The following is a 23,180-nucleotide window of genomic DNA, read 5'->3' on the forward strand; positions in this document are numbered from 1 at the left end:
GCCCGGGGCGGGCCTGCTTTGTGATGCCTGATATCCGGTAAAACGCCGGATGGCAGGTTCCAGGAGTGCGGGAGATTGCGCGTCATGCGCAGTCTCATTTGTTTAATTGGGAAGATTTTGCTTTGGATGGAGGGAACAATGGGACTTCGTTTTCCGGTATTTCTTGATATAGAAGATAAATCTATACTGGTGGTGGGAGCCGGGTATGTGGCGGTACGCCGGATCCGCACCCTTCTTCTGTTCGGAGCGGACATCACGGTGGTGGCAAGAGAGGTGCCTGAAGAACAGAGGCAGGAGATGGAAGAATTTCTGGAGACGGGAAAAGTCCGTCTGGTCCGAAAATGTCTTGAAAAGGCAGATATCACGCAAAACTACCTCTTTGTGGTCTGCGCCGCAGACGACCCGGAGGCGGACCGCATGGCCTGGGAGAGGTGCCGGGAGCTGGACATTCCGGTGAATATCGCTTCGGATCGGAAGATGAGCGACTTCTATTTTCCGGCCGTGGTGACTGGGGAGGACCTTGCGGTGGGTATCGCCGGGGACGGGACAGACCACGGGAAGACAGCCAGAGCAGCGGCTCTGATCCGCAGGTGCCTGGCCCGGTCTGAGGAGACAAAAAAGGACAAAGGAGACAGAGCATGAGGATCACAGTGGGAAGCAGACAGAGCCGCCTGGCTGTGCGGCAGGCGCAGATCGTCATGGAAGAATTAGAAAAATATCACCCGGAGGCAGAGGTCAGTCTGGTCACCATGAAGACGACAGGAGACCGCATCCTTCACAAGACACTGGATCAGATCGGGGGGAAAGGCCTTTTTATCAAGGAGCTGGATCTGGCTCTGCAGGAGGGGCGGATCGATCTGGCTGTCCACAGTCTGAAGGATATGCCTATGGAGGTGCCGGAGGACTTCCCTGTCCTGGCATGTACCAGGAGAGAGGATCCGAGGGACGTGCTGGTGCTGCGAAAGGGCCTGGATCGTCTGGAAAAGGACAGCGTCATCGGCTGCTCCAGTCTCCGGAGAAAATTGCAGCTTGGATCCCTGTACCCGGAAGCAGAGATCAGGAATATCCGCGGTAATGTACTGACCCGGTTGGAAAAGCTGGACGCGGGAGAGTATGACGCCCTGGTCCTGGCAGCTGCCGGGCTGATCAGGCTGGGCCTGGAAGAGCGGATCAGCCGTTTTTTCAGCGTGGAAGAGATCCTTCCATCGGCAGGACAGGGCATTATGGCTGTACAGGGAAGTCCGTCCATGAGAGAGGTCACAGCCTGTGTGAACGATAGGGAGGCAGCCCTGGCGGCCGGGGCAGAGCGAGCTTTTGTCCGGGAGCTGGAGGGGGGATGTTCCTCGCCTGTGGCTGCCTTTGCCCAGGTGGAGGGAGATACATGCCGCCTGCGGGGGCTCTACTATGACGAGGGATCCGGCGGATACAGTATCGGGGAAAAGACCTTTTATATAGAAGAAAATGATCCGGCCCAGGGGGCGAGGATGGGAAGGGAGCTTGCACATGAGCTTAGAGACAGATACACAGAAAAGCGATAAGACGGGAAAAGTGTACCTTGTGGGGGCCGGCCCCTCAGATGTGGAGCTGATCACAGTAAAGGGGAAACGCCTTCTTGAGGAGGCGGAAGTGATCGTGTACGACAGGCTGGTGGGAAACGGCATCCTCATGTGGGGCAGCAGACATGCCCGGTATATCGATGTGGGCAAGCGGTCCGGCCATCACCCCATTCCCCAGGAGGAGATCAACCAGATCCTGGTGAGAGAAGCCCGGAAAGGGCAGAAGGTGGTCCGTCTGAAGGGGGGGGATCCCCTTGTGTTTGGGCGAGGAGGCGAGGAGGCTGCGGCTTTGAAAAAGGCCGGCGTCCCCTTTGAGATCGTGCCCGGCATCACCTCTGCTATCGGGGTGCCCTCCTATCTGGGGATTCCTGTAACACACCGGGATATGGCGTCCTCTGTGCACATTGTGACAGCCCACAAAAAGGATGGAAGCCTGCCGGATATCCACTACCGGTCTCTGGCTGAGGGGGGCGGCACGATCGTGTTTCTTATGGGAGTGAGCACCATAGGAAATGTCATGGCAGGGCTGCTGGAGGAGGGAATGGCCCCGGATATGCCCGCCGCTGTGCTGGAGAGAGGGACTACCTCTGCCCAGAGAAAGATCATCGGCACTGTGGGAGATATAGCCCAAAAGGCCGTCCGGGAACAGGTGCAGTCCCCGGCCATCATCCTGGTGGGGCATGTATCTGCTTTTCAGGACATGGACTGGTATGGAAATCGTCCTCTGGCGGGAAAAAAGATCCTGGTCACAAGACCCAGGGAGCGCAGTCTGCGCCTTGCCGCCCTGCTCCGGGAGGAGGGGGCGGAGGTGCTGGAGCTTCCCACGATCCGCATTGCGCCGGTGGAGGACGGGGAAGGCCTGTCCCGGGCGCTGGACGGGATCGGAACCTTTTCCTGGATCGTCTTTACCAGCCCCTCCGGTGTGCGGATCTTTCGGGAAGAACTTAGGAAGAGAAGGCAGGACATGCGCAGCCTGGCTCATCTTAAGATTGCAGTTATAGGTGAGGGGACAGCCGGAGAGCTGGAAAACTGGGGACTTTACCCGGATCTGATGCCGGAACAGTATGATGGCGACCACCTGGGAGAAGCGCTGGCTGGCTGCGTGAAAGCCGGGGAGAAAATACTCATCCCCCGGGCCAGGATAGGCAATCAGACACTGGTAAGAAGACTGGAGGAGGCGGGAGCCCGGGTGACAGACCTGCCTGTCTACGATACAGAGTACGAGTCCTTCCCATGGGTGGAGTATGACAGAGAGTTTACCTCCAAAGACTGCTTGGCCATGTTTACAAGCGCTTCCACAGTGCGGGGATTTGTAAAGAGCGCCGGAGACATGGACCTGTCAAAAGTGACGGCTCTTTGTATCGGTGAGATGACCGCAGGGGAGGCAGAGCGGGCGGGCATGCAGACTTTTACAGCTGCCCGGGCCACCCTCCGGGATCTGGTGGATCTGGCCGTGAAAATGGCGGCAAAGGAGAGAGAAGATGGAGAAGGACAGAGGCAGCCGGATGGAGAAAAATAAAGCCGGCCTCCGAAGAGGATGGACCACCGGGACCTGCGCCCAGGCTGCGGCCGCGGCTGCGGCCCAGGCGCTTCTTGCCGGAAGTCTCCCCCGGGAGGGGACAGACTGGACGGTCACAGTCCACCTGCCGGATGGACAGCCCTTCACCCTGCCGGTACAGTCCGGCAAAATAGAGAAGAGAGACAGCCAGGGATGTCCCCTGGCTGTGACCTGCAAGGTGAAGAAGGACAGCGGAGATGACCCGGATGTGACAGACGGCGTCACGGTCTGCGCCACGGTCTCCTTTTTTTCAGAGGACAGGATCGAGATCGACGGCGGGCAGGGGATCGGGAGAGTGACAAAGCCGGGGCTTGCCCAACCTGTGGGCAGCGCGGCTATTAACCCTGTCCCAAGGCAGATGATCCAAAAAGAACTGCTCCGCCTGAAGGAGGCGGCCGGATGGGAAGGGGGCTTTCAGGTCCTTGTGGAGATCCCCGGCGGAGAGAAGCTGGCGCAGCGGACGTTTAATCCAAGGATCGGCATTGTGGGCGGTCTCTCGGTCCTGGGTACCAGCGGCATTGTGGAACCTATGAGCGAGAAGGCCCTCATCGACACCATAGAGGTGGAGATCAAAGTGAAGCTGGCGGAAGGAAGGCGGTGCCTCATCGCCGCGCCTGGCAACTACGGTCTGGACTTTCTGCGTGACAGGTGGGGAATCCTGGCGCAGGATACAGTCAAGTGCAGCAACTATATCGGTGAGACCATAGATCTGGCCGCAGAGCATGGGGCAGAGGGGATGCTCTTTGTGGGACATATAGGCAAGCTGGTGAAGATCGCCGGAGGGATCATGAACACCCACTCCCGGTGGGGAGACTGCCGGATGGAGCTGCTGGCATCGGCCGCCCTCAGGGCCGGGCTCTCCGGGGACAGAGCGGCGGCTCTGCTTGGCTGCAATACCACGGAGGATGCCCTTCAGATCCTGACAGAGAAAGAGCGCAGGAAGGTGATGGACTGTCTCCTTGAGAAGATCCACACCTATCTGAATATCCGCGCCCAGAGCAGCGCGCAGAGGGATATGAAGACGGGAGCCGTCCTGTTTTCCAATGTGTACGGCGTGCTGGGGATGACCCGGTACGGGGAGGAGCTTCTGGCCAGAGGCCGGGAGAAATGATAAAGAGACATAGAGAGGAGCAGTTATGGCAGGAATTTTGTACGGCGTCGGGGTGGGCCCCGGCGACCCAGAACTTATGACACTGCAGGCAGTGCGCGTCATCCGTGCGTGTGATGTGATCCTGGCGCCGGGCAGGGAGCCGAAGGAGACAGTGGCCTGGAAGATCGCGGCGGGAGCTGTGCCGGAGCTGGCGGAAAAGGAGGCTGTGGGGATCCACATGCCCATGACCAAGGACCCGGATATACTTCAGAAAGCCCATCAGGAGGCTGTAGATAGGATCAAGGCGGAGCTGGAAAAAGGGAAGAAGGCGGCCTTTCTCACCCTGGGGGATCCCTGCATCTACTCCACATACCTCTATGTCCACAGGAGAGTGCAGGAGGCCGGATACCAGGCAGAGATCATCAGCGGCATTCCCTCTTTTATCGCGGCTGCGGCGGCAGTGGGAGATGGTCTTGCAGAAAATTCCCAGATGCTCCATGTGATCCCCGCCTCCTACCCGGCAGAAGAAGGCATGGCACTTCCCGGCACCAGGGTTCTGATGAAGGCGGGAAAAGCGGCTGCCCGGGTGCGGGATGAGCTGATCCTGCGGGGAGCACAGGGCTGGGCTGTGGAGAGATGCGGCATGGAGGGAGAGCGTATTTTCCACTCCCTTGATGAAATTCCCGATGATCTGAGTTATTATTCTATTATAGTGGCAAAAGAGGCAGGTGAGTAGCAGATGGTACATTTTGTGGGGGCCGGTCCCGGCGATCCGGACCTGATCACAGTAAAAGGAAAAAGACTTCTTGAACACGCGCAGACCGTGATATATGCGGGATCTCTGGTAAACCCGGCGCTTCTTTCCTTCTGCCCTGAGGGATGCAGGATCTACGACAGCGCCCGGATGACCCTGGAGGAAGTGATACGGGTCATGGAGGCGTGCCATGAGGCAGGACAGGATGTAGTGAGACTTCACACAGGAGACCCCAGCCTCTACGGGGCTATAAAGGAGCAGATGGACCGGCTGGATGAGCTGTCTATCCCCTACCAGGTGTGCCCCGGCGTCAGCGCTTTCTCCGGAGCGGCTGCCGCCCTGGGGCTGGAGTACACCCTGCCGGGCATTTCACAGAGCGTGGTTATCACACGCATGGAGGGGCGCACGCCTGTGCCGGAAAAGGAGAAGATCCAGTCCTTTGCGGCCCACCAGTCTACCATGGTCCTCTTCTTGAGTACAGGACTTCTCGGGAAACTGTCCCAGGCGCTGGTGGAGGGGGGCTACCCGCCGGACACGCCGGCAGCCATTGTGTACAAGGCCACATGGCCGGATGAGAAAAAAGTACTCTGCCAGGTGTCGGATCTGGCGGAGACGGCAGAGCGGGAGGGGATCAAAAAGACCGCCCTCATCATTGTGGGTAAGGTGCTCTCAGGAGAGGCGTACCAGCGCTCCTGCCTGTATGATCCCGCTTTTACCACAGAATTCCGGAAAGGAAATGGGCAGGCAGAGGATGGAAAATAAAACGCTTCTCGTAAGCTACACAGACCAGGGAAAAAAGAAGATGGAAGAGATCCGCGGCCTGCTTGAGGATAGCGGGCGCACGGTCTTTGGACTGGAGCGGCCCAGAGGAGGCGACTTCCTCGGGGAGTACTGGCGCCAGGTGCAGGAGATCATTTTTGTCGGTGCAGCAGGCATTGCCGTCCGTCTCTGTGCCCCCTTTATCCGGGACAAGTTTACAGACCCCGCTGTGCTGGTCCTGGATGAGAAGGGGAAGTTTGTCATCCCTCTCCTCTCCGGGCATGTGGGGGGAGCCAATGATCTGGCCCTGTTTCTGGCAGAGGCGACAGGGGCGGAGGCTGTGATCACAACAGCCACAGATGTAAACGGCCGCTTCGCGGTGGATGTGTTTGCAAAAAAATGCGGCCTTGTGCTGACAGACCGGGCGAAGGCAAAAGACATTTCCGCCCGCATCCTGAAGGGGGAGAAGGTGGGATTCTACAGTGAATTCCCGGTCCTTGGCAGGGTGCCGCAGGAGCTGGTACAGGTGGAGAGCCGGCAGCAGCTGGGACTGTTTTCAATGTCCATTGCGGTGGAGGAGAGAAAGAAGGGGGAGACCGGGGAGCAAGTCCTCTGCCTTCTGCCCCGGAACCTGACCGCCGGGGTGGGCTGCAAAAAGGGCGTTCCCCGCAGGCAGCTGGAAGACTTCCTTATGGAGAAACTGGCAGAGTCGGGCTTCCATCCCGGCCAGGTGAAGCGCCTTGCCAGCATTGACAGGAAGGCGGAGGAAGAGGGACTTAAGGCTCTGGCGGAAACCTGGCAGATCCCATTTGAGACCTGGACAGCTGACCAGCTTGCGGCGGTGGGAACGGTTACAAGCGAGTCCGCCTTTGTGAAGGAGACCGTGGGCGTTGGAAATGTGTGCGAGAGAGCTGCCATCCTTGGCAGCGGCGGGGGACGGCTCGTGCTGGAAAAGACGGCAGAGCAGGGCATGACACTTGCCCTGGCTGCGGAAGATTGGAGTGTGGATTTTGACAAAACTGTATGTGATCGGCCTGGGGCCGGGCAGCTATGAAGATATGACAATGCGGGCGGTAAAGGCCCTTGCTTCCTGTGATGTGATCGCAGGCTACACCGTGTATGTGGACCTGATCAGAGACTATTATTCAGATAAAGAATTTCTTACGACACCCATGACGAAGGAGGAGGAGCGCTGCCGGCTGGCTCTGGAGACAGCGTCTGCAGGAAAGACCACAGCTATGGTGTGCAGCGGAGATGCCGGAGTCTACGGTATGGCGGGGCTGATCTTCTCCATGGGGAAGGACTACCCCCAGGTGGAGGTGGAAGTGATCCCCGGTGTGACGGCAGCTCTGTCCGGGGCGGCCCTTCTGGGTGCGCCTCTGATCCACGACTTTGTCCTCATCAGCCTGAGTGATCTTCTGACGCCCTGGGAGAAGATCGAGAAGCGGCTGCGCTGTGCGGCCCAGGCGGATTTTGTGATCTGCCTTTACAATCCATCCAGCAGGAAGAGGGCGGACTACCTGAAAAAAGCCTGCCGGATCATAGAGGAGTATCAGAGCGGCGATACGGTCTGCGGTTATGCGGCCAATATCGGCCGCGAGGGAGAGACCTACCATATCTGTACCCTGAGGGAGCTTGAAGATGCCCGGACGGATATGTTTACAACAGTGTTCATCGGCAACTCACAGACAAGAGAACTCAAAGGACACATGATAACACCAAGAGGGTATGAAAATGGCTAGTATTTTAATTTTTGCAGGTACGACTGAGGGGAGAAAGATCGCGGAATACCTCCGGGGGCATGCGCCGGAGGTGTATGTGTGTACGGCCACTGAGTATGGCAAAGAACTTGTGGAGGATGGGGAAAACATCCATGTCCTGGCCGGCCGGCTGGATGTGGCAGGCATGGGCGAGCTGGCAAGAGGATGCCAGGCGGAGCTTGTCATTGACGCCACCCACCCATTTGCCATGGAGGTGTCCAAGAATATCCGGACCATGTGTGAGAAGGCGGACATTCCCTGTGTGCGGGTACTGCGGGAAGGAGCCGCCGGCGGCGAGAATGCCGTGTGGGTGAAGAATATCCGGGAGGCCGCTGCTTACCTGGCGGACAAGAAGGGCAATATCCTGATCACCACAGGCAGCAAAGAGCTGGACCCCTACACCCAGATCCCGGATTACAGGAGGAGATGTTTCTTGCGAGTGCTCTCCACAAAAGAGGCGGTGGAGCACGCGGTGGAGAAAGGATTTGAGGGAAAGCACCTCATTGCCATGCAGGGGCCTTTTTCGGAGGGCATGAACGAGCAGCTTCTGTCCCACGTGAAAGCGCGCTATCTGGTGACAAAGGACTCCGGCAAGATCGGCGGTTTTCAGGAGAAGATGGAGGCGGCCAGAAAGGCCGGAGCCGTTCCCGTGGTCATCGGCAGACCCCAGGAGAGAGGGCTTCCCCTGAAGGAAGTCTTTCTCATGCTGGCGGAGAAATATGGTTTCAGGGCCCCAAGGAAGATCACACTTATCGGCGTGGGTCCGGGCGGGGAGAAATGCCTCACCGGGGAGGCCCGGGAGGCCATGGAGAGTGCCGATGTGCTGATCGGGGCGGAGCGGATGCTGAAAGTGGCGGAGAACATCCCGGTGGAGCATTATGAGGAGTACCGGGCGGAGAAGATCCGCGAGTTCATACAGATGAATTCCAGATACCGCAGGATCGCCATCCTACTGTCCGGGGATACAGGATTTTACAGCGGGGCGGCCGGACTGAAAGAGGAGCTGAAGGAGTACGATGTGACGGTGCTGCCGGGTATCTCCTCGGTCTCCTGCATGGCGGCCCGCATCGGTGTGGGGATGGAGGGCGTGCCCCTTCTGAGCATCCACGGGAGAAGCTGTAATTATCTGGATTATCTGCGGGAGTACAGGCGCGTCTTCCTGCTGGTGAGCACCGGGAAAGAGATCCAGTCTGTGCTGGTCAGGCTCTGCAAGTATGGCTGGAAAAAAGCCCGAGTGTGTGTGGGCAGCCGTCTCTCCTATCCCAAGGAGAGGATCATCCAGGGATCTGCCGAGAGGCTGGCCAGGAAGGAGATGCAGTGGGAGGGGCTGAGCGTAGTCTACATCGAGCTGCCTGCCACCCGGCTTCCGGAAGCATCCGACGGGAAGGATGAGGATTTTGTCCGCGGAAAGGTGCCCATGACCAAGAGTGAGGTGCGCAGCGTTATTCTTTCCAAGATGGCGCCACCGAAGGACGCAGTCATCTACGATGTGGGGGCAGGCACTGGATCCGTGTCTGTCCAGCTGGCTAAAAAGGCCATAGATGGCATGGTGTACGCTGTGGAGAAAAATGCAGAGGGCCTTGCCCTGATCCACAAAAACAAGATCCGCTTTCACGTGTCCAACATCCGGCCCGTCCACGGGGAGGCACCGGAGGCGCTCCGGGACCTGCCTGCGCCGGACCTGGCATTTATCGGCGGCAGCGGCGGGAATCTGCGCCAGATCCTGGAGACAGTCTGGGGGAAAAATCCCCGGGCCAGAGTTGTGATCTCAGCTATCACGATCAACACAGTGGCAGAGTGCATGGCCTGCATGCAGGCATTTGCAGAACATCCGGCCCAGATCCTGCAGGTGCAGGTGGCCAGAGGAAAGAAGGCGGGATCCTACCAGATGATGGAGGGACAGAATCCGGTCTATATTATCACATTTGAAGGAGAAGAAGCGGAATGAGACGGAACGTGCCGAGACTGGTCATTGCGGCTCCCGCCAGCGGAAGCGGCAAGACGCTGGTGACCTGCGGGATACTGGCAGCCATGAAAAAGGCGGGGCGCCGGGCGGCGGCCTTCAAGTGCGGCCCGGACTACATTGATCCCATGTTCCATGAGACGGTTCTGGGGACGCCCTCCAAGAATCTGGACACCTTCTTTGCCGGGCAGGAGCTGACCCGTCAGCTCTTCCTGGAGGATGCGGCTCAGGCGGACCTCTCCATTGTGGAGGGGGTTATGGGACTATACGACGGTCTGGGAGGATGTACCACCCAGGCCAGCACCTGGGATGTGGCCCGGACGCTGGAAGCGCCGGTCATTCTTGTGGTGGACGGGGCAAAGTCCAGCGTGTCTGTGCTGGCACTGATCCGGGGCTTTGCTGATTTTATGGAGGACAGGCGTGTCCGGGGTGTGATCTTCAACAGAGTCTCCCCCATGCGCTACCCGGTCCTGAAGGCCATGACAGAGGAACAGCTTGGCATCGCTGTCTGCGGCTACCTGCCCAAGATGGAGGAAATCCACATGGAAAGCCGGCATCTGGGGCTTGTCATGCCCGGCGAGATCCGGGACATGAAAGAACAGATGGAGCGGCTGGGGCAGACCTGCCTGGAGACGCTGGATCTGGACCTGCTGGAGAAGATCGGAGCGGAGGCGCCCCAGATGGAGGCGGCGGAGGCGTGGATCCCCGGGAGAGTTTCTGCCGGTCAGCCGGTGATCGCAGTGGCCCGGGATCCGGCCTTTACCTTCTATTACAAAGATAATCTGCGCCTTCTTGAAAAGCTGGGCGCTGTCCTTATCCCCTTTTCCCCGATGAAAGACAGCAGAATCCCTGAGGAGGCGGACGCCCTTCTCCTGGGGGGCGGCTACCCCGAGCTCCACGGCGGCGAGCTGGAGGACAATGTCTCTATGCGGCGGTCCATCCAGGACAGGCTTGGTGAAGGCATGCCCTGCATAGCGGAGTGCGGGGGCTTTCTCTATCTTCTGGAAGAGCTGGAAGACAGGAAGGGAAAACCGTATCAGATGGCCGGGGTCCTGGAGGGGAGAAGCCATTATACGGGGAAATTATCCAGGTTTGGCTACATCACTCTAACGCCGGAAGGCGGCGGGGATCTTCTAAAGCCGGAGGAGAGCATCCGGGGTCATGAGTTCCACTATATGGACACGAACGGCAACGGGGAGGACCTCCTGGCCAGAAAACCGGTCACAGACAGGGCCTGGACATGCGGACATACATCAGACATCTTCTATGCCGGTTTTCCACACCTGTATTTTTACTCCTGCGTGGAGGCGGCCGGGAGATTTGTCAGAAAGGCGGAAGAATATGGAAGAAAGAGACAGTGAGATCAAAATACCGGGAGAGAGCGAGATCCCCTCTCCCGACGAGGCGGCCAGGGAAAAGTGCCGGAAGAGGTGGCTCTCCATCGCCAAGCCTCTCTTTGGCCTGGGAACTTTGGAGGACGCTGTCATACAGATGGCAGGTATTACCGGAACGGCGGATGTCTCCATTGACAAAAAAGGCCTCATCGTCATGTGTGCGGACAACGGTGTGGTGGAGGAGGGTATCTCCCAGACAGACAGCAGCGTCACAGCCGTGGTCACGGACAATTTTGCCAGGGGACTCACCTCTGCCTGCTTGATGAGCCGGGCAGCCGGGGTGGATGTGTTCCCTATCGACGTTGGCGTGGCAGCGGACACCATGGTGTACACAGATAAGGTGGCATATGGAACAAAAAACATGGCAAAAGAGCCTGCCATGACCAGGGAGGAAGCCATCAACTCTATCTGTGCCGGCATCCGGGCGGCAAAGAGACTGAAGAGGGAGGGATACCAGATCCTCCTGACAGGCGAGATGGGAATCGGCAACACCACCACCAGCAGCGCAGTGGCCGCGGCTCTTCTGGAGGAGGACCCGGAAGGGCTCTCCGGAAGGGGAGCAGGTCTGTCCGATGCAGGACTTCAAAGAAAGCGGGAAGTGATCCGCCGGGCCATCAGTCTGCACCGGCCGGATCCGGCAGACCCCATCGATGTGCTCTCCAAGGTGGGAGGATTTGACATCGGAGGTCTGGCAGGCGTGTTCCTGGGCGGAGCCATGGAGCATCTCCCGGTGGTGATGGACGGATTTATCTCGGCGGCGGCAGCGCTCCTGGCCTGCCGGATCGCGCCGGGAGTCAGGGATTATATCCTTCCCTCCCACATGTCCGGGGAGCCGGGCATGGAGCGGATCTTGAAGGAGCTGGGGAAGGAGGCCTTCATTGGATGTCACATGAAGCTGGGAGAGGGAACCGGGGCTGTGGCCCTGATGCCCCTTCTGGACATGACACTGGAGGTCTACCGCAAGATGCCGGATTTTGACGGCATCCAGATCGAGGCGTACACGCCCCTGGGAGGAGAAGCATAGGAAGAGAGAGGAGACAGAAAAATGCTGTACATGATTTTTGGAGGGAGCGGCAGTGGAAAATCCGCCTATGCGGAAGACCTGGCTGTGAAGCTGTGCCCGGGGGAGAAGGTTTACCTGGCTACTCTGACAGATATTGACGCGGAGATGGAACAGAGAATCCGGGATCACAGGAAAATGCGGGAGGGAAAGAATTTCCGCACTGTGGAGCAGGGACTGGCCCTGGAGAGCCTGGATATATCCGGGGAGCGGCTTGTGCTTCTGGAGTGCATGACCAACCTGCTGGCCAATGAGATGTACAGCCCCGAGGCGAAACAGGCGGAGGATGTACCGGCCTATATCATGGAGGGCATCCGGCACCTGAAAGAGCAGGCGGAAGACCTTATCATCATCGCCCAGGATGCCTTCTCGGAAGTGCCCATGGACCCGGAGATGCGCAGGTATGTAAAGGCCTCCGGCCGGGTGAACCAGATGCTGGCTAAGGAGGCGGACGTGGTGGTGGAAGTGAAGTTCAGCCTGCCCCTGGTGCTCAAGGGCGGGGAGATCTTAAGTGAGGTGGAGAGCCGATGAAACAGGTCAACAGCTTTCTCATTGCCTTCAGCATGTACTCCCGCATCCCGGTGCCCCAGCCGGACTGGGAGCATTCTTCCATGGATTACGTCATGTGCTATTTTCCCTTTGTGGGAACGGTCATGGGGGTTCTTGCCTGGGCCTGCTGCCAGGGAGGACATGTCCTTGGACTGTCCGCCTTTTTGCTGGCGGCCATCCTGACGGCCCTGCCCCTTTGGATCTCCGGCGGCATCCACATGGACGGGTACATGGACACAAAGGATGCCCTGGCTTCCTGCGGAGACAGGGAGAAAAAACTGGACATCTTAAAGGACAGCCACACAGGCGCCTTTGCGGTCATGGGGTGCGGTCTGTATCTGGTCCTCTCCTTTGGCGCCTGGTGTGCGCTGGAGCCGGGAAGGGGGCTTGCCTGCGTCTGCATGGGATACATGGTGAGCCGGACGTTGAGCGGCCTGTCGGTGCTCTGCTTCCCCAAGGCAAAGAAGAGCGGTTCCTATGTGACAATGTTTGCCGAAAAAGCCAGGAAACGGCGAGCCGTCCTTTTCCTTGCCCTTCTCCTTATCCTGGAGGGCGCGCTTCTTTTGTGCCTCGGCGGCTGGAGAGGCGGGGTGACAGCGGTAGCGGCGGCGGCAGTCTTTGGCTGGTACTATCACATGAGCAGAAAACAATTCGGAGGGATCACCGGGGATCTGGCAGGCTATTTTGTCCAGCTCTGTGAGCTGGCCATCCTGCTGGCCATGGCGGTGACAGGATAGAGAAGATGAAGATCATACTGGTCCGTCACGGACAGACAGAGGGAAACAAAGTACATAAGTTTATCGGGGGCAGGACAGATGAGCCTGTGTCCCGGGAGGGATTAGAGGCGCTGAGAGGGCGGACCTATCCCCAGCCGGACCACGTTTTCTCCAGCCCCATGCTGCGCTGCATCCAGACGGCGGAGACCATTTTTGGGGGATGCAGGCCGGAACTGGCGGAAGGATTCCGGGAGTGTGATTTTGGCATACTGGAAGGGAAGACCCATGAGGAGCTGCTGGGAGATCCGGCTTACGATGCCTTTATCGGAACGGAAGGGGCGGATACCTTTCCCGGAGGGGAGAGCATCCCTGCTTTTAATGCCCGGTGTCTGGAGACACTGCGGGAAACAGTGGAGACAAGCAGACAGAGAGGCTACCGCTCCATTGCATGCTGCGTCCACGGGGGCGTTATCATGGCAGTCCTCTCGCAGGTCATAGAGGGCAGCAGCTACTATGGCTGGAATGTAAAGAACGGAGAGGGGTACATACTGGAGATCGACGAGACGAAATGGAAGGAAGGACAGCTGGATGGTACAGTCACTTGCGGCATTGATCATCGGATCTATACTTGATTTTATCCTGGGGGACCCAAGGGGGCTCTGGCACCCGGTACAGGGGATCGGCTGGGTCATCAGCAGGCTGGAGAGAATTCTCCGGCGGATTTTTCCGTCGGGTAAGACAGGGGAGAGATGGGCGGGTGGCCTTCTGGTCATCCTGACTCTTCTTATCTCGGTGGGCCTGCCGGCCCTGCTCCTCTTTCTTCTGTCCTCCATTCATCCCCTTCTTTCTTTTTTGCTCTCCTGCATATTCTGCTGGCAGATGCTGGCGGCAAAATCTCTGCGGGTGGAGAGCATGAAAGTCCAGGAGGCACTGGAACAAGAAGGGCTTGAGGCGGGCCGCCGGGCCGTCTCCATGATCGTGGGCAGGGACACCCGGGATCTGACAGAAGAGGGGGTCATAAAGGCGGCAGTGGAGACGGTGGCGGAGAACACATCCGACGGCGTCACAGCGCCTCTCTTCTATATGATCCTGGCAGGCCCCCTGGGAGGAATCGCCTACAAGGCGGTGAACACCATGGACTCCATGGTGGGATATAAGAATGAAACATACCAGTATTTCGGCACCTGCGCTGCCCGGCTGGACGATGCGGCAAACTTTATCCCCGCCCGTCTGAGTGCTCTTTTTATGATCGCCGCTGCCTTCCTTGCCGGGTACGACGGGAAGAATGCCTGGCGGATCTTCAAGCGGGATCGGAAGAAGCACAAGAGCCCCAACGCGGCCCACACCGAGGCGGTCATGGCCGGGGCCCTGAACGTGCGCCTGGCGGGGGATGCCTGGTACTTTGGGAAGCTCTTTAAAAAGCCCTTTATCGGAGATGACATCCGGCCTGTAGAGAGACAGGATATCGCCAGGGCCTGCCGCCTGGAATATGCCACTGCCCTCCTGCAGCTCCTCGTGCTGGGAGCTTTGAAGGCGGCGGTCATCTGGATACTGTAGAAGATTGAGGTAGGATGCGATGGAAGAACACGGAGGAAATATTTACGACAAAGATATACGGATCGACTTCTCAGTCAATGTCAATCCCTTTGGCATGCCGGCGGCGGTCAGGGAGGCGGCTGCCCGGGGGGTGGAGGAGTCTTTCCGCTACCCGGACCCAGAGCAGAGGAAGCTTCGGCAGGCAATCGCTTCCGCCTTCCTCATACCGGCCGGGCAGATTGTGGCAGGCAGCGGGGCGGCGGAGCTGATCTGGGGGATCACGGCGGCTCTGCAGCCGAAAAAAGCGCTTGTCTGCGCCCCCTCCTTCGGGGAGTATGAGCGGGCCCTTGCCGCCCGTGGATGTCAGGTGCAGCGCTTCTTTCTAAGAGAGGAGGATGACTGGCTGGTATCCCGGGAGCTGGTCCGCAGGGTGTGGGAAGAACCGGGACTGGAGATGGTCTTTCTGTGCCATCCAAACAATCCTACCGGCAGGCTGGTCCCCGCGGATATTTTGAAGGAGCTGGCCCGCGCCTGCCATGATAGGCAGATCACGCTGGTGGTGGACGAGTGTTTCCTGGATCTGACCCGGGAGGGGGAGGCGGCCTCTGCCCTGCCCCTGCAGCGGGACTGTCCGGAGCTTCTGGTGCTGCGGGCCTTTACGAAGATGTATGCCATGCCGGGGCTGCGGCTGGGCTGGCTGGCGGCAGGCAGCAGGGAGAAGGCGGAGACGATCCGGCAGATGCTGCCTCCCTGGAACGTGTCCTGGCCGGCCCAGATGGCCGGGTGCGCTGCACTGAAGGAAGAGGAATTTGCCCGGAAGTCAGGGGAGTATCTCCTGCGAGAGCGGGAGTGGCTGTCCTGCAGACTTGGGGAGCTGGGACTTCGTGTGAGGCCCTCTGACACCACATTTCTTTTATTTGAAGGGCCGGAAGATCTCCAGGAAGCATGTCTGGCGGAGGGGATCTATATACGGGACGGAGCAAGCTTTCCCGGTCTTAGGGCAGGAACCTGGCGGATCGGTGTGCGGACGCGCAAGGAGAACCAGGTCCTTTTGGAAGTCCTCGGGAAGACCATGAAAGAGAAGGAGACAGACAGATGGCAAAAGTGATCATGATACAGGGGACCATGTCCGGGGCGGGAAAGAGCCTCCTTGTGGCAGGGCTGTGCCGGATCCTGAAGGAGGACGGGCTGCGGGCCGCTCCCTTCAAATCCCAGAACATGGCCCTCAATTCCTATATCACAGCGGAGGGGCTGGAGATGGGAAGGGCCCAGGTGGTTCAGGCAGAGGCGGCCGGGACCGAGCCTTCTGTCCTTATGAATCCGGTCCTTTTGAAACCTACCACGGACACAGGCTCCCAGGTCATTGTAAACGGGAAGGTGCTTGGCAATATGAGCGCCAGAGAGTATTTTTCCTACAAAAAGGAGCTTGTCCCGGTGATCCTGGAATCTTACCGGAGGCTGGCGGACCAGTACGATGTCATCGTGGTGGAGGGAGCCGGCAGCCCGGCGGAGATCAATCTGAAGGAAAACGACATTGTCAACATGGGGCTGGCCCGGATGCTGGATGCGCCTGTACTGCTGGCGGGAGATATTGACAGAGGGGGCGTCTTTGCCCAGCTCTACGGCACAGCAGCCCTTTTAGAAGAGGAGGAGAGATCCCGGATCAAAGGGCTCATCATCAATAAATTCCGGGGAGACAAGACCATTCTGGACCCGGGTATTGCCATGTTAGAGGAGAAGACCTGCATCCCTGTGGTGGGCGTGGTGCCCATGATGCAGGTGGACATAGAGGAGGAGGACAGCATCTCGGAGAGACTGCGGGATGGCGGAGAAAAGGGAAAGCCCGGGCTTTTGGACATTGCTGTCATTCGGCTACCCAAGATTTCCAACTACACAGATCTGGCTCCGCTGGAGAGCCGCGCCGGTGTCTCGGTCCGCTACGTCTCCGGCGTGCGGCAGCTGAAGGAGCCGGATCTGATCCTTCTGCCTGGAAGCAAAAATACGATGGAAGATCTGCGGTGGCTGCGGATGTCAGGGCTGGAGGCTTCCATCTTGAAGCTGGCAGAAAAAGGGGTGCCTGTCTTTGGTATCTGCGGCGGCTACCAGATGATGGGAGAGGAGATCGCAGACCCCCACGGTGTGGAAGCCGGCGGCTCTATGAGGGGCATGGGGCTGCTCCCGGTGCGGACGATTTTCGGGCGGTCCAAAGTGACTACGCAGGCCAAGGGCAGGATGGAAGAGCTGACAGGGCCCTGGGCAGCCCTGTCCGGCCGGACATACGAGGGGTATGAGATCCACATGGGCGACACGGAAGTTGACACAGACCGGGGGGATGTGCAGATCCTGGCCCGGAAGGAGGACCGTATCCTGGGCATATGCCGGGGACATGCGGCCGGAACGTACATCCACGGGATCTTTGACAGCCGGGAGATCTCCGGCGCTATCCTGGAGAAACTGGCTGCGGCAAAGGGCATTGCCCTGGAGGACCTGGGAGAAGGAATGGATTTTAAAACATACAAGGAGGACCAGTACCGCCTGCTGGCGGAGGGACTTCGGGCCTCCCTGGATATGGAGGCGGTGTACCGCATCATCGGGGAGGGGCTGTAGAGTGCACACAGAGGGAAGGAGACAGGATAACTATGACAGAGAAACTGGAGCAGGTGCTGCCGGAAAATATAGAAAAGAGAAGCTTTGAGATCATCAGCCAGGAGCTGGGGGAGAGGTCTTTTGATCCTCTGGAGGAGCCTGTCATAAAAAGGTGCATCCACACCAGCGCAGATTTTGACTATGCAGATACGCTTGTCTTCTCGCCCGGAGCTGTGAGGAGAGCTCTGGAGGCGGTCCGGTCCGGCGCCCTCATCGTCACCGACACCAACATGGGAAAAGCAGGGGTCAACAAGAAGGTTCTCGCCTCCTTCGGCGGGGAGACAGTCTGCTTTATGGCGGACCCGGACGTGGCAAAGGCTGCCAAAGAAGAAGGAACGACCCGGGCTGTGGCCAGCATGAAGAAGGCGGCAGCTCTGGCGGAGGAGACAGACCGGCCCCTCATCCTGGCAGTAGGCAATGCGCCCACAGCCCTGGTGGAGATCTGCGCCCTGCTGGATCAGGGAAAGATTGATCCGGTCCTGGTGATCGGCGTGCCGGTTGGATTTGTTAATGTGGTAGCTGCAAAAGAGATGCTCCTGGAAAAAGACGTGCCATCCATTGTGGCAAGGGGAAGAAAAGGCGGCAGCAATATTGCCGCCGCTATCTGCAATGCCATCCTGTACATGGCACGGGATGGCGTGGAATAAAAAAGAAATAGAGCAAAGATAGTTTTGCCAACAGGTTTGACATCAAAGAAGGGCCTGGCGGGCGTGGCGGACATAGAGATCACAGATGCCGTCATACTCGCCCAGGCCTTTTAAAATGCAGGAAGTCTCGTACCCCTCTGCCCTGAAAAGACTGTTCCAGGAGTCCGTCTCCTCACCTGCCAGGTCGTTGCTGGCATGGTCGCCTGCCACCAGCATGAAAGGTGTCAGGTAGACCCGGCGGATGTCCTTTTCTCTCAGCTGCGCCAGCACAGCCTGCACATCCGGGTAAGCCTCCACAGTGCCCACATATACGCCCGGGTAGCCTGCCTGCTTGAAAGCGTAGTCCAGGGCGGCGTAGAGAGTGTTGGCGTGGTGCGTGCTGCCGTGGCCCATAAAGACGAGGGCCTCCTGGTCTGAGAGGCAGGGCAGCTCTTCCATGAGAGCCTCAATGACTGCAAATTGATCCTCTGTGCTGGAAATGAGAGGATCGCCGAAAGAGATCTTATCAAAATGGCTCTCCAGACTTAAGATATCCTCCTTCATCTGGTCATTTTCAATGCCGTTCATGATGTGTGTGGGCTGGACAAGAAGGTCTGTGATCCCATCTTCCAGCGCTGCCTGGGCAGCTTCCTTTACGCTGGGGATCAGGATCTGGTCCCGCTCCCACAGTTTCTTGCGGATCATGCCGCTTGTGTAGGCGCGGTAGAAGGTGCGGTCCGGAAATGCCTCCGCAAGCAGTGTTTCCAGATGTTCGATATTCTTTTTTCTTGTCTCCGGGTAGCTGGTGCCGAAGCTGACTACAAGAAGTCCTTTATGTTCCATGTGTATTCTCCTTATGTGCAGTTCTTTTTATATACATGTTAAGCTGTTCAAAACTTTTCGGGGAGGGCAGACCCTTCGAAAGAATCCCTGCGGCCTGCAGGGTCTCAAAGACCTGTATGACGGCGGGTACCTCCAGGCTGGTCTTAGACAGCAGTTCCCTATCTGTCAGAATTCGGGCGGGCGTCCCCTGGGCCAGCACCTGTCCCTCCCTGAAGAGGATGACTTCGTCGGCCCAGGAGAGGGCGAAGCCCGTGTCGTGGGTGGCGGTGACGACTGTCATGGACCGGTCCTCGCCCAGGGACTGGATCATATCCCGGATGATTCGGACGTGGCTTGGGTCCAGGGCGGCAAAGGGCTCGTCAAGGATGAGAAGCTCCGGGTGCATGACCAGGATGTCCGCCAGGGCCACCTGCTTTTTCTGTCCTCCGCTCAGGGCGTGGGCGGGACGATGGCGGAAGGGGGCGATGCCCAACTTCTGGATGACCTCCTCCACCTCTCTTTTGGCTTCCGTCTCAGAAAGTCCCAGATTGAGAGGACCAAAGGAGATCTCCTGGTACACGCTGGCAGAAAAGAGCTGCATGTCCGGGTTCTGGAATACGATCCCTACCTTTTTGCGCAGGTCCAGCAGTTCCTTTTTCCGGTAGGAGACAGGCTGGCCGTCATAGTATATCTGTCCCTCATCTGGCCGCAGGATGCCGTTGCAGCATAGGAAGAAGGTGGATTTCCCGGAGCCGTTGGATCCCATGACTGCCGTGCGGCTGCCCCGTCGGATGGACAGGGACAGGTCTTTCAGGGAAGGCTCTTCCCCGCTTCCATAAGAGTAAGATACATGTCTCGCTTCAAGAATAAAATCGCTCATAATCTTCCTTTCTACATCATCCAACCGGCTGGGGCTGCGGAGGGCAGCAGGGCCAGAAGGAGGAGCAGCAGCTCAAAGGCTGCGATACAGAGGATCTCTCCCCGGCGGGGAGGCTGATGTTCGCGCAGTACCCGGATCTGACCGTCGTAGCAGCGGGACTCCATGGCGTCGTAGAGAGAGCCGGCCTGCCTCATGGCGCGGATGAAGAGCATGGAGGCCAGGAGCCCACGGGATTTAAGGCTTGTGCGCAGATCTTTATTTCCAAGCCTGGCGTTCTGGGAAAGAAGCATGGAGGAGGCGTTTTCCAGAAGGAGGAAAATGAACCGGTAGGTGAGCATCATAAGCTCGATGAGAAGGCGGGGCAGGCGGCAGGACTCCAGCACGGCCAGGATGTCTGTCATGGGTGTGTTGAAAGACAGGAAGAAAAGGGCGGACATACAGGCCAGGGCAGTCAGGATCAGCTGCACGGCCTGAAACACACCTTCCCGGCTCCCTGTCAGATAGAGTGAGCCCACCGGCAGGGCGAAGGCATCCAGGGGAACCTGGGAAATATTGATCAGGATGGCGCCTGTGCTAAGGAGGAGAAAAAACAGGGGCAGGGTCAGATATTTCAGCCATCTGCCAAGAAAAATGCCTCCTCTTTGGACTGTCAGGTATGTGGAGGCCAGAAGGAGGAGAAGGGCGGCTGGTATGGAACGGCTGACAATGCAGAGTATGACAGAAGCCAGGGAAAAGAAACACTTTTCCCCGGCATTTACGTATCGCAGTCTGGATGTATAGCAGAGTTTATCAATCTCCAGCATAGTCCGTGTTCTCCTTTTTATCCTGCTCCTCTTCTTTGTACTTGTTCATCCATTTTTTTCGCTCTACAAGGCGTCCCATGAAGAAGGCGATGATCCCCACGCCGATGCCGGTCTGGATGCAGAAGAGCAGGCTTTCCACCTCACCCGGCAGTTCTCCGTCCAGAAGATTCTCAAGGACAGGTGTGAACCAGGGCTCATATTCCTCCCCTCTGACTTCTTCCACCATGACGCTGCCTGCGTCGTCAGATCCACCAAAGGATGCTCCCTTTCTTGCAAAGAGAGGGACGATGGCTATGAGAGCGGCGATGACAAGGAGAATAAGTACAGTTTTTGTATTTTTGCTCATGTGCCTTTTTTTCATCTTATTTTGCCTCCTTGTAATAACCGATCAGCTTCAGTTCCGGCTCTGCGTAGGATTCCAGTGCGATGACAATGACCACGGTGAGGATTCCCTCGATGATGGCCAGCGGGAGCTGGGTGGGAGCAAAGACGCCCAGGAATTTTACGGCAGAGGCGGCGATCCCGCCCTGCTGCGAAGGGTAGGCCAGGGCAAGCTGCAGACTGGTGACACAGTAGGTGAAGAGGTCGCCGAGGGCTGCCGCCAGGAAAATGGACACTCTCCGGTTGACTTTCAGCCTCTTCAGAAGAGCGTACAGTCCCCAGGAGAGAAAAGGGCCTGCGATGGCCATGGAGAAGGTGTTTGCACCCAGAGTGGTCAGTCCCCCGTGGGCCAGCAGAATGGCCTGGAACAGAAGGACGATGACACCCAGTATGCTGACGCAGGAGGGACTGAAGAGGATAGCTCCCAGCCCGGTTCCTGTCATGTGGGAGCAGCTTCCGGTGACAGAGGGAATCTTCAGTGAGGAGATCACGAAGATAAAAGCTCCGGACATGGCCAGCAGGATCAGCGCCTTGCGGTTTTCCTGTATGGTTTTTCGGATGGAGAAAAAGCCTGACAGTAAAAAGGGAAGACACAAGAGGCCCCAGGCGATGCAGAAACCGCCCGGCAGATATCCCTCCATAATGTGCATGGCCTTTGCCTGGGGCGCCGCCGCAAAGGACAAGGCGAATATGCCGGACAGAGCTACCAGCAGCTTTTCCCGGTGAGTCATAGATGTGCGAGTCATAATATATGGATCCTCCTTCAAATGTATGGTGTGATACTATGGCGCTGTACGCCTGCATCCGATAAATGCCCCTGCCGGGATCACGACAGGGGCATTAAAAATACACAGGCAGATCCATGGAATCTGTCTTTCGCTTCCATACCTCACATCATACTCCGTGACAGACGGCAGTTCCCTACAAGCAGGCAGGTCTTCTGACTCGGAGATCTATACAGCCTTTGCCTTCCCATGTACCTGGCATTCGCGGACACAGTGGCTGATAAAGGCTACTCCCTCCTTACAGCGGCGGGACCGTACAGGATTTTCACCTGTTTCCCTATTATCCCTGCCTTTTTGTTATTGCAAGAGGACAGGGCACCTGCGTGTATTTGATTTACTTACCCAAGAATAGCACACCGACAGGGGCAAGTCAATCCCCGAGGGGCTTGTGGAACAGAAGTGTCGGGGCTTCTGAGAGGGAGTGACAGTAAAAAATGCCGGAATGTTATGGAAACTTTTCCGGTTTTGTGTTAGGATAGATACATAAAGCATTACATTTCCGGAAGCTTTTCTCCCGGCATTTTCCGCCGTATCTGATATCTCTCAGAAGATCTAAAAGAAATCTCATATGTAAGGCCTCCTGCACCATTTCAGAAAGGAGGTTTTTTCAGGAAAGTATGGCGCAAGCAGAGAGTGAAAAGAACAGGCTCGCTGGCCGTGAAAGGCATCTGCAGGAAATTCAGAGCTTTACGCTCCTGAGTGATGTCTTTGCCTCTGTGGTATTGAAGGACATACCAGCCTGCCAGCATGTGCTCAGGATACTGACAGGGAGACAAAAGCTTTGTCTGTGCCAGGTGAAGACCCAGTACAGCATTTCCAGAGCTGTCTCAAGAGGGGCCAGGCTTGATGTGTTTGCGGAGGATCTGGAAGGCAATCTGTATGCCGTGGAGATCCAGAGGAAGAAAGAGCCCGATCATCCCCGCCGGGTGCGGTTTTACCGGGCTATGGCAGACGGCGAGTTTCTGGAGAAGGGGAAAGAGTATGCAGAACTGCCGGAATTGGATATTTTCTATGTCAGTGAAAAGGATATCTGGAAGAAGGGAAAGACTGTATATCTGGTTCGGAATTATCTGGGAGATGGAGGCAGTGTCTATGAGGACGGCAGCCACATTACTTTTGTGAATACAGAAGTGGATGATCAGTCGGAGATTGCAGGGCTGATGCAGTATTTTAGGACAGCAGATCCAGAGGATGACAGCCAGGACGATCTGTCCAGGCGTGTCAGATATCTGAAATGTGAAGAAGGAGGATTGGAGCTTATGTGTGATATTACAGACAGAATTGAGCAGCGCGGAAGAGAAGAAGGAAGGATAGAGGGGAAAATGGAGGCGAAGCACGAAAGTGCATGTTCTCTGGCTGAGATGGGGATGCCGGTGGAACAGATTGCAAGGGCGCTTAAAGAGAGTGTCAGCCTTGTCCAGGAATGGATCTCGGAAGGCGCTGCGCCGGCAAAATAGAAAGCTAAAATACAGATGCTTTTTATTGACAATGTCAGATTGTGCTCTGCAGTTCGATATGGTAAACTGTAAGAAAATCAACAGA

General features: G+C 57.6%; 24 protein-coding genes and 1 riboswitch. Of the genes, 19 read left to right on the top strand and 5 right to left on the bottom strand.

Translation table 11 applies throughout. The features are described 5' to 3' along the window. The first annotated feature begins 138 nt into the window (after positions 1 to 138). Genes Q5911_RS10440 through Q5911_RS10525 form a run of 18 tightly spaced genes read left to right on the top strand, consistent with a single transcriptional unit; the run spans position 139 to position 17,988 of the window. Positions 139 to 642 (top strand): precorrin-2 dehydrogenase/sirohydrochlorin ferrochelatase family protein, encoded by a 504-nt coding sequence (locus tag Q5911_RS10440; RefSeq protein ID WP_303182642.1) that lies wholly within the window; start codon positions 139 to 141, stop codon positions 640 to 642. Further along, positions 639 to 1,538: a hydroxymethylbilane synthase gene (gene hemC / locus Q5911_RS10445; protein WP_303182643.1), complete on the top strand. Its 900-nt coding sequence runs from the start codon at positions 639 to 641 to the stop codon at positions 1,536 to 1,538. Before Q5911_RS10440 ends, hemC begins: the two co-directional genes overlap by 4 nt. Next, complete coding sequence (gene cobA, locus Q5911_RS10450) at positions 1,504 to 3,075, top strand: uroporphyrinogen-III C-methyltransferase (protein WP_303182644.1); 1,572 nt, start codon at positions 1,504 to 1,506, stop codon at positions 3,073 to 3,075. Before hemC ends, cobA begins: the two co-directional genes overlap by 35 nt. Continuing rightward, positions 3,038 to 4,225, top strand: a complete 1,188-nt coding sequence (cbiD, locus tag Q5911_RS10455) for a cobalt-precorrin-5B (C(1))-methyltransferase CbiD (RefSeq protein WP_303182645.1) — start codon at positions 3,038 to 3,040, stop codon at positions 4,223 to 4,225. Before cobA ends, cbiD begins: the two co-directional genes overlap by 38 nt. Before the next feature lie 25 nt (positions 4,226 to 4,250). Next, positions 4,251 to 4,940, top strand: a complete 690-nt coding sequence (cobI, locus tag Q5911_RS10460) for a precorrin-2 C(20)-methyltransferase (protein ID WP_303182646.1) — start codon at positions 4,251 to 4,253, stop codon at positions 4,938 to 4,940. A gap of 3 nt (positions 4,941 to 4,943) precedes the next feature. After that, positions 4,944 to 5,720, top strand: a complete 777-nt coding sequence (gene cobM, locus Q5911_RS10465; RefSeq protein WP_076776361.1) for a precorrin-4 C(11)-methyltransferase — start codon at positions 4,944 to 4,946, stop codon at positions 5,718 to 5,720. Next, positions 5,710 to 6,771: a cobalt-precorrin 5A hydrolase gene (locus Q5911_RS10470; protein WP_303182647.1), complete on the top strand. Its 1,062-nt coding sequence runs from the start codon at positions 5,710 to 5,712 to the stop codon at positions 6,769 to 6,771. The genes cobM and Q5911_RS10470 overlap by 11 nt, the downstream gene beginning before the upstream one ends. Beyond that, the gene (cobJ, locus tag Q5911_RS10475; protein WP_303182648.1) at positions 6,728 to 7,459 is read left to right on the top strand and encodes a precorrin-3B C(17)-methyltransferase; all 732 of its coding nucleotides are present in this window, start codon (positions 6,728 to 6,730) and stop codon (positions 7,457 to 7,459) included. Before Q5911_RS10470 ends, cobJ begins: the two co-directional genes overlap by 44 nt. Further along, positions 7,452 to 9,425 (top strand): precorrin-6A reductase, encoded by a 1,974-nt coding sequence (gene cobK / locus Q5911_RS10480; RefSeq protein ID WP_303182649.1) that lies wholly within the window; start codon positions 7,452 to 7,454, stop codon positions 9,423 to 9,425. The genes cobJ and cobK overlap by 8 nt, the downstream gene beginning before the upstream one ends. Further along, positions 9,422 to 10,801, top strand: coding sequence for a cobyrinate a,c-diamide synthase (locus Q5911_RS10485; protein WP_076776369.1), 1,380 nt, complete (start codon positions 9,422 to 9,424; stop codon positions 10,799 to 10,801). Before cobK ends, Q5911_RS10485 begins: the two co-directional genes overlap by 4 nt. Further along, positions 10,782 to 11,858, top strand: coding sequence for a nicotinate-nucleotide--dimethylbenzimidazole phosphoribosyltransferase (cobT, locus tag Q5911_RS10490; protein ID WP_303182650.1), 1,077 nt, complete (start codon positions 10,782 to 10,784; stop codon positions 11,856 to 11,858). The genes Q5911_RS10485 and cobT overlap by 20 nt, the downstream gene beginning before the upstream one ends. A 21-nt stretch (positions 11,859 to 11,879) precedes the next feature. After that, entirely contained in the window at positions 11,880 to 12,425 is a 546-nt protein-coding gene (locus Q5911_RS10495) for a bifunctional adenosylcobinamide kinase/adenosylcobinamide-phosphate guanylyltransferase (protein WP_303182651.1), read from the top strand. Then, positions 12,422 to 13,180, top strand: a complete 759-nt coding sequence (locus Q5911_RS10500; RefSeq protein WP_303182652.1) for an adenosylcobinamide-GDP ribazoletransferase — start codon at positions 12,422 to 12,424, stop codon at positions 13,178 to 13,180. Before Q5911_RS10495 ends, Q5911_RS10500 begins: the two co-directional genes overlap by 4 nt. 5 nt (positions 13,181 to 13,185) lie before the next feature. Then, entirely contained in the window at positions 13,186 to 13,791 is a 606-nt protein-coding gene (locus tag Q5911_RS10505) for a histidine phosphatase family protein (protein ID WP_303182653.1), read from the top strand. Next, positions 13,748 to 14,716, top strand: coding sequence for an adenosylcobinamide-phosphate synthase CbiB (gene cbiB, locus Q5911_RS10510; RefSeq protein WP_076776377.1), 969 nt, complete (start codon positions 13,748 to 13,750; stop codon positions 14,714 to 14,716). The genes Q5911_RS10505 and cbiB overlap by 44 nt, the downstream gene beginning before the upstream one ends. A gap of 19 nt (positions 14,717 to 14,735) precedes the next feature. Then, complete coding sequence (locus tag Q5911_RS10515) at positions 14,736 to 15,803, top strand: pyridoxal phosphate-dependent aminotransferase (protein ID WP_076776379.1); 1,068 nt, start codon at positions 14,736 to 14,738, stop codon at positions 15,801 to 15,803. Next, positions 15,791 to 17,302, top strand: coding sequence for a cobyric acid synthase (locus Q5911_RS10520; RefSeq protein ID WP_303182654.1), 1,512 nt, complete (start codon positions 15,791 to 15,793; stop codon positions 17,300 to 17,302). The genes Q5911_RS10515 and Q5911_RS10520 overlap by 13 nt, the downstream gene beginning before the upstream one ends. 32 nt (positions 17,303 to 17,334) lie before the next feature. Next, on the top strand, positions 17,335 to 17,988 hold the full coding sequence (locus tag Q5911_RS10525) for a precorrin-8X methylmutase (RefSeq protein WP_303182655.1): 654 nt from the start codon (positions 17,335 to 17,337) through the stop codon (positions 17,986 to 17,988). Positions 17,989 to 18,030: 42 nt separating this feature from the next. On the opposite strand, the gene Q5911_RS10530 is transcribed toward Q5911_RS10525, so the two are convergent. The 5 genes from Q5911_RS10530 to Q5911_RS10550 are packed head-to-tail and all read right to left on the bottom strand — an operon-like array spanning position 18,031 to position 21,584. Continuing rightward, positions 18,031 to 18,810, bottom strand: a complete 780-nt coding sequence (locus tag Q5911_RS10530; RefSeq protein WP_226394237.1) for a sirohydrochlorin cobaltochelatase — start codon at positions 18,808 to 18,810, stop codon at positions 18,031 to 18,033. After that, on the bottom strand, positions 18,800 to 19,669 hold the full coding sequence (locus Q5911_RS10535) for an energy-coupling factor ABC transporter ATP-binding protein (RefSeq protein WP_303182656.1): 870 nt from the start codon (positions 19,667 to 19,669) through the stop codon (positions 18,800 to 18,802). Before Q5911_RS10535 ends, Q5911_RS10530 begins: the two co-directional genes overlap by 11 nt. Positions 19,670 to 19,680: 11 nt before the next feature. After that, a complete protein-coding gene (cbiQ, locus tag Q5911_RS10540) occupies positions 19,681 to 20,472 on the bottom strand; it encodes a cobalt ECF transporter T component CbiQ (protein ID WP_303182657.1) in 792 nt (263 codons plus the stop codon). Then, complete coding sequence (locus Q5911_RS10545; protein WP_303182670.1) at positions 20,459 to 20,818, bottom strand: energy-coupling factor ABC transporter substrate-binding protein; 360 nt, start codon at positions 20,816 to 20,818, stop codon at positions 20,459 to 20,461. The genes cbiQ and Q5911_RS10545 overlap by 14 nt, the downstream gene beginning before the upstream one ends. Positions 20,819 to 20,834: 16 nt before the next feature. Next, complete coding sequence (locus tag Q5911_RS10550; RefSeq protein WP_303182671.1) at positions 20,835 to 21,584, bottom strand: energy-coupling factor ABC transporter permease; 750 nt, start codon at positions 21,582 to 21,584, stop codon at positions 20,835 to 20,837. Positions 21,585 to 21,766: 182 nt separating this feature from the next. Then, positions 21,767 to 21,976: riboswitch (cobalamin riboswitch) on the bottom strand. Between the two features lie 279 nt (positions 21,977 to 22,255). Between Q5911_RS10550 and Q5911_RS10555 the strand changes: the two genes are divergently transcribed. Further along, positions 22,256 to 23,095 (top strand): PD-(D/E)XK nuclease family transposase, encoded by an 840-nt coding sequence (locus tag Q5911_RS10555; RefSeq protein ID WP_303182658.1) that lies wholly within the window; start codon positions 22,256 to 22,258, stop codon positions 23,093 to 23,095. Positions 23,096 to 23,180: the final 85 nt, after the last annotated feature.

This window comes from Lachnoclostridium phocaeense, assembly GCF_959599685.1.
GTDB lineage: Bacteria > Bacillota > Clostridia > Lachnospirales > Lachnospiraceae > Claveliimonas > Claveliimonas monacensis.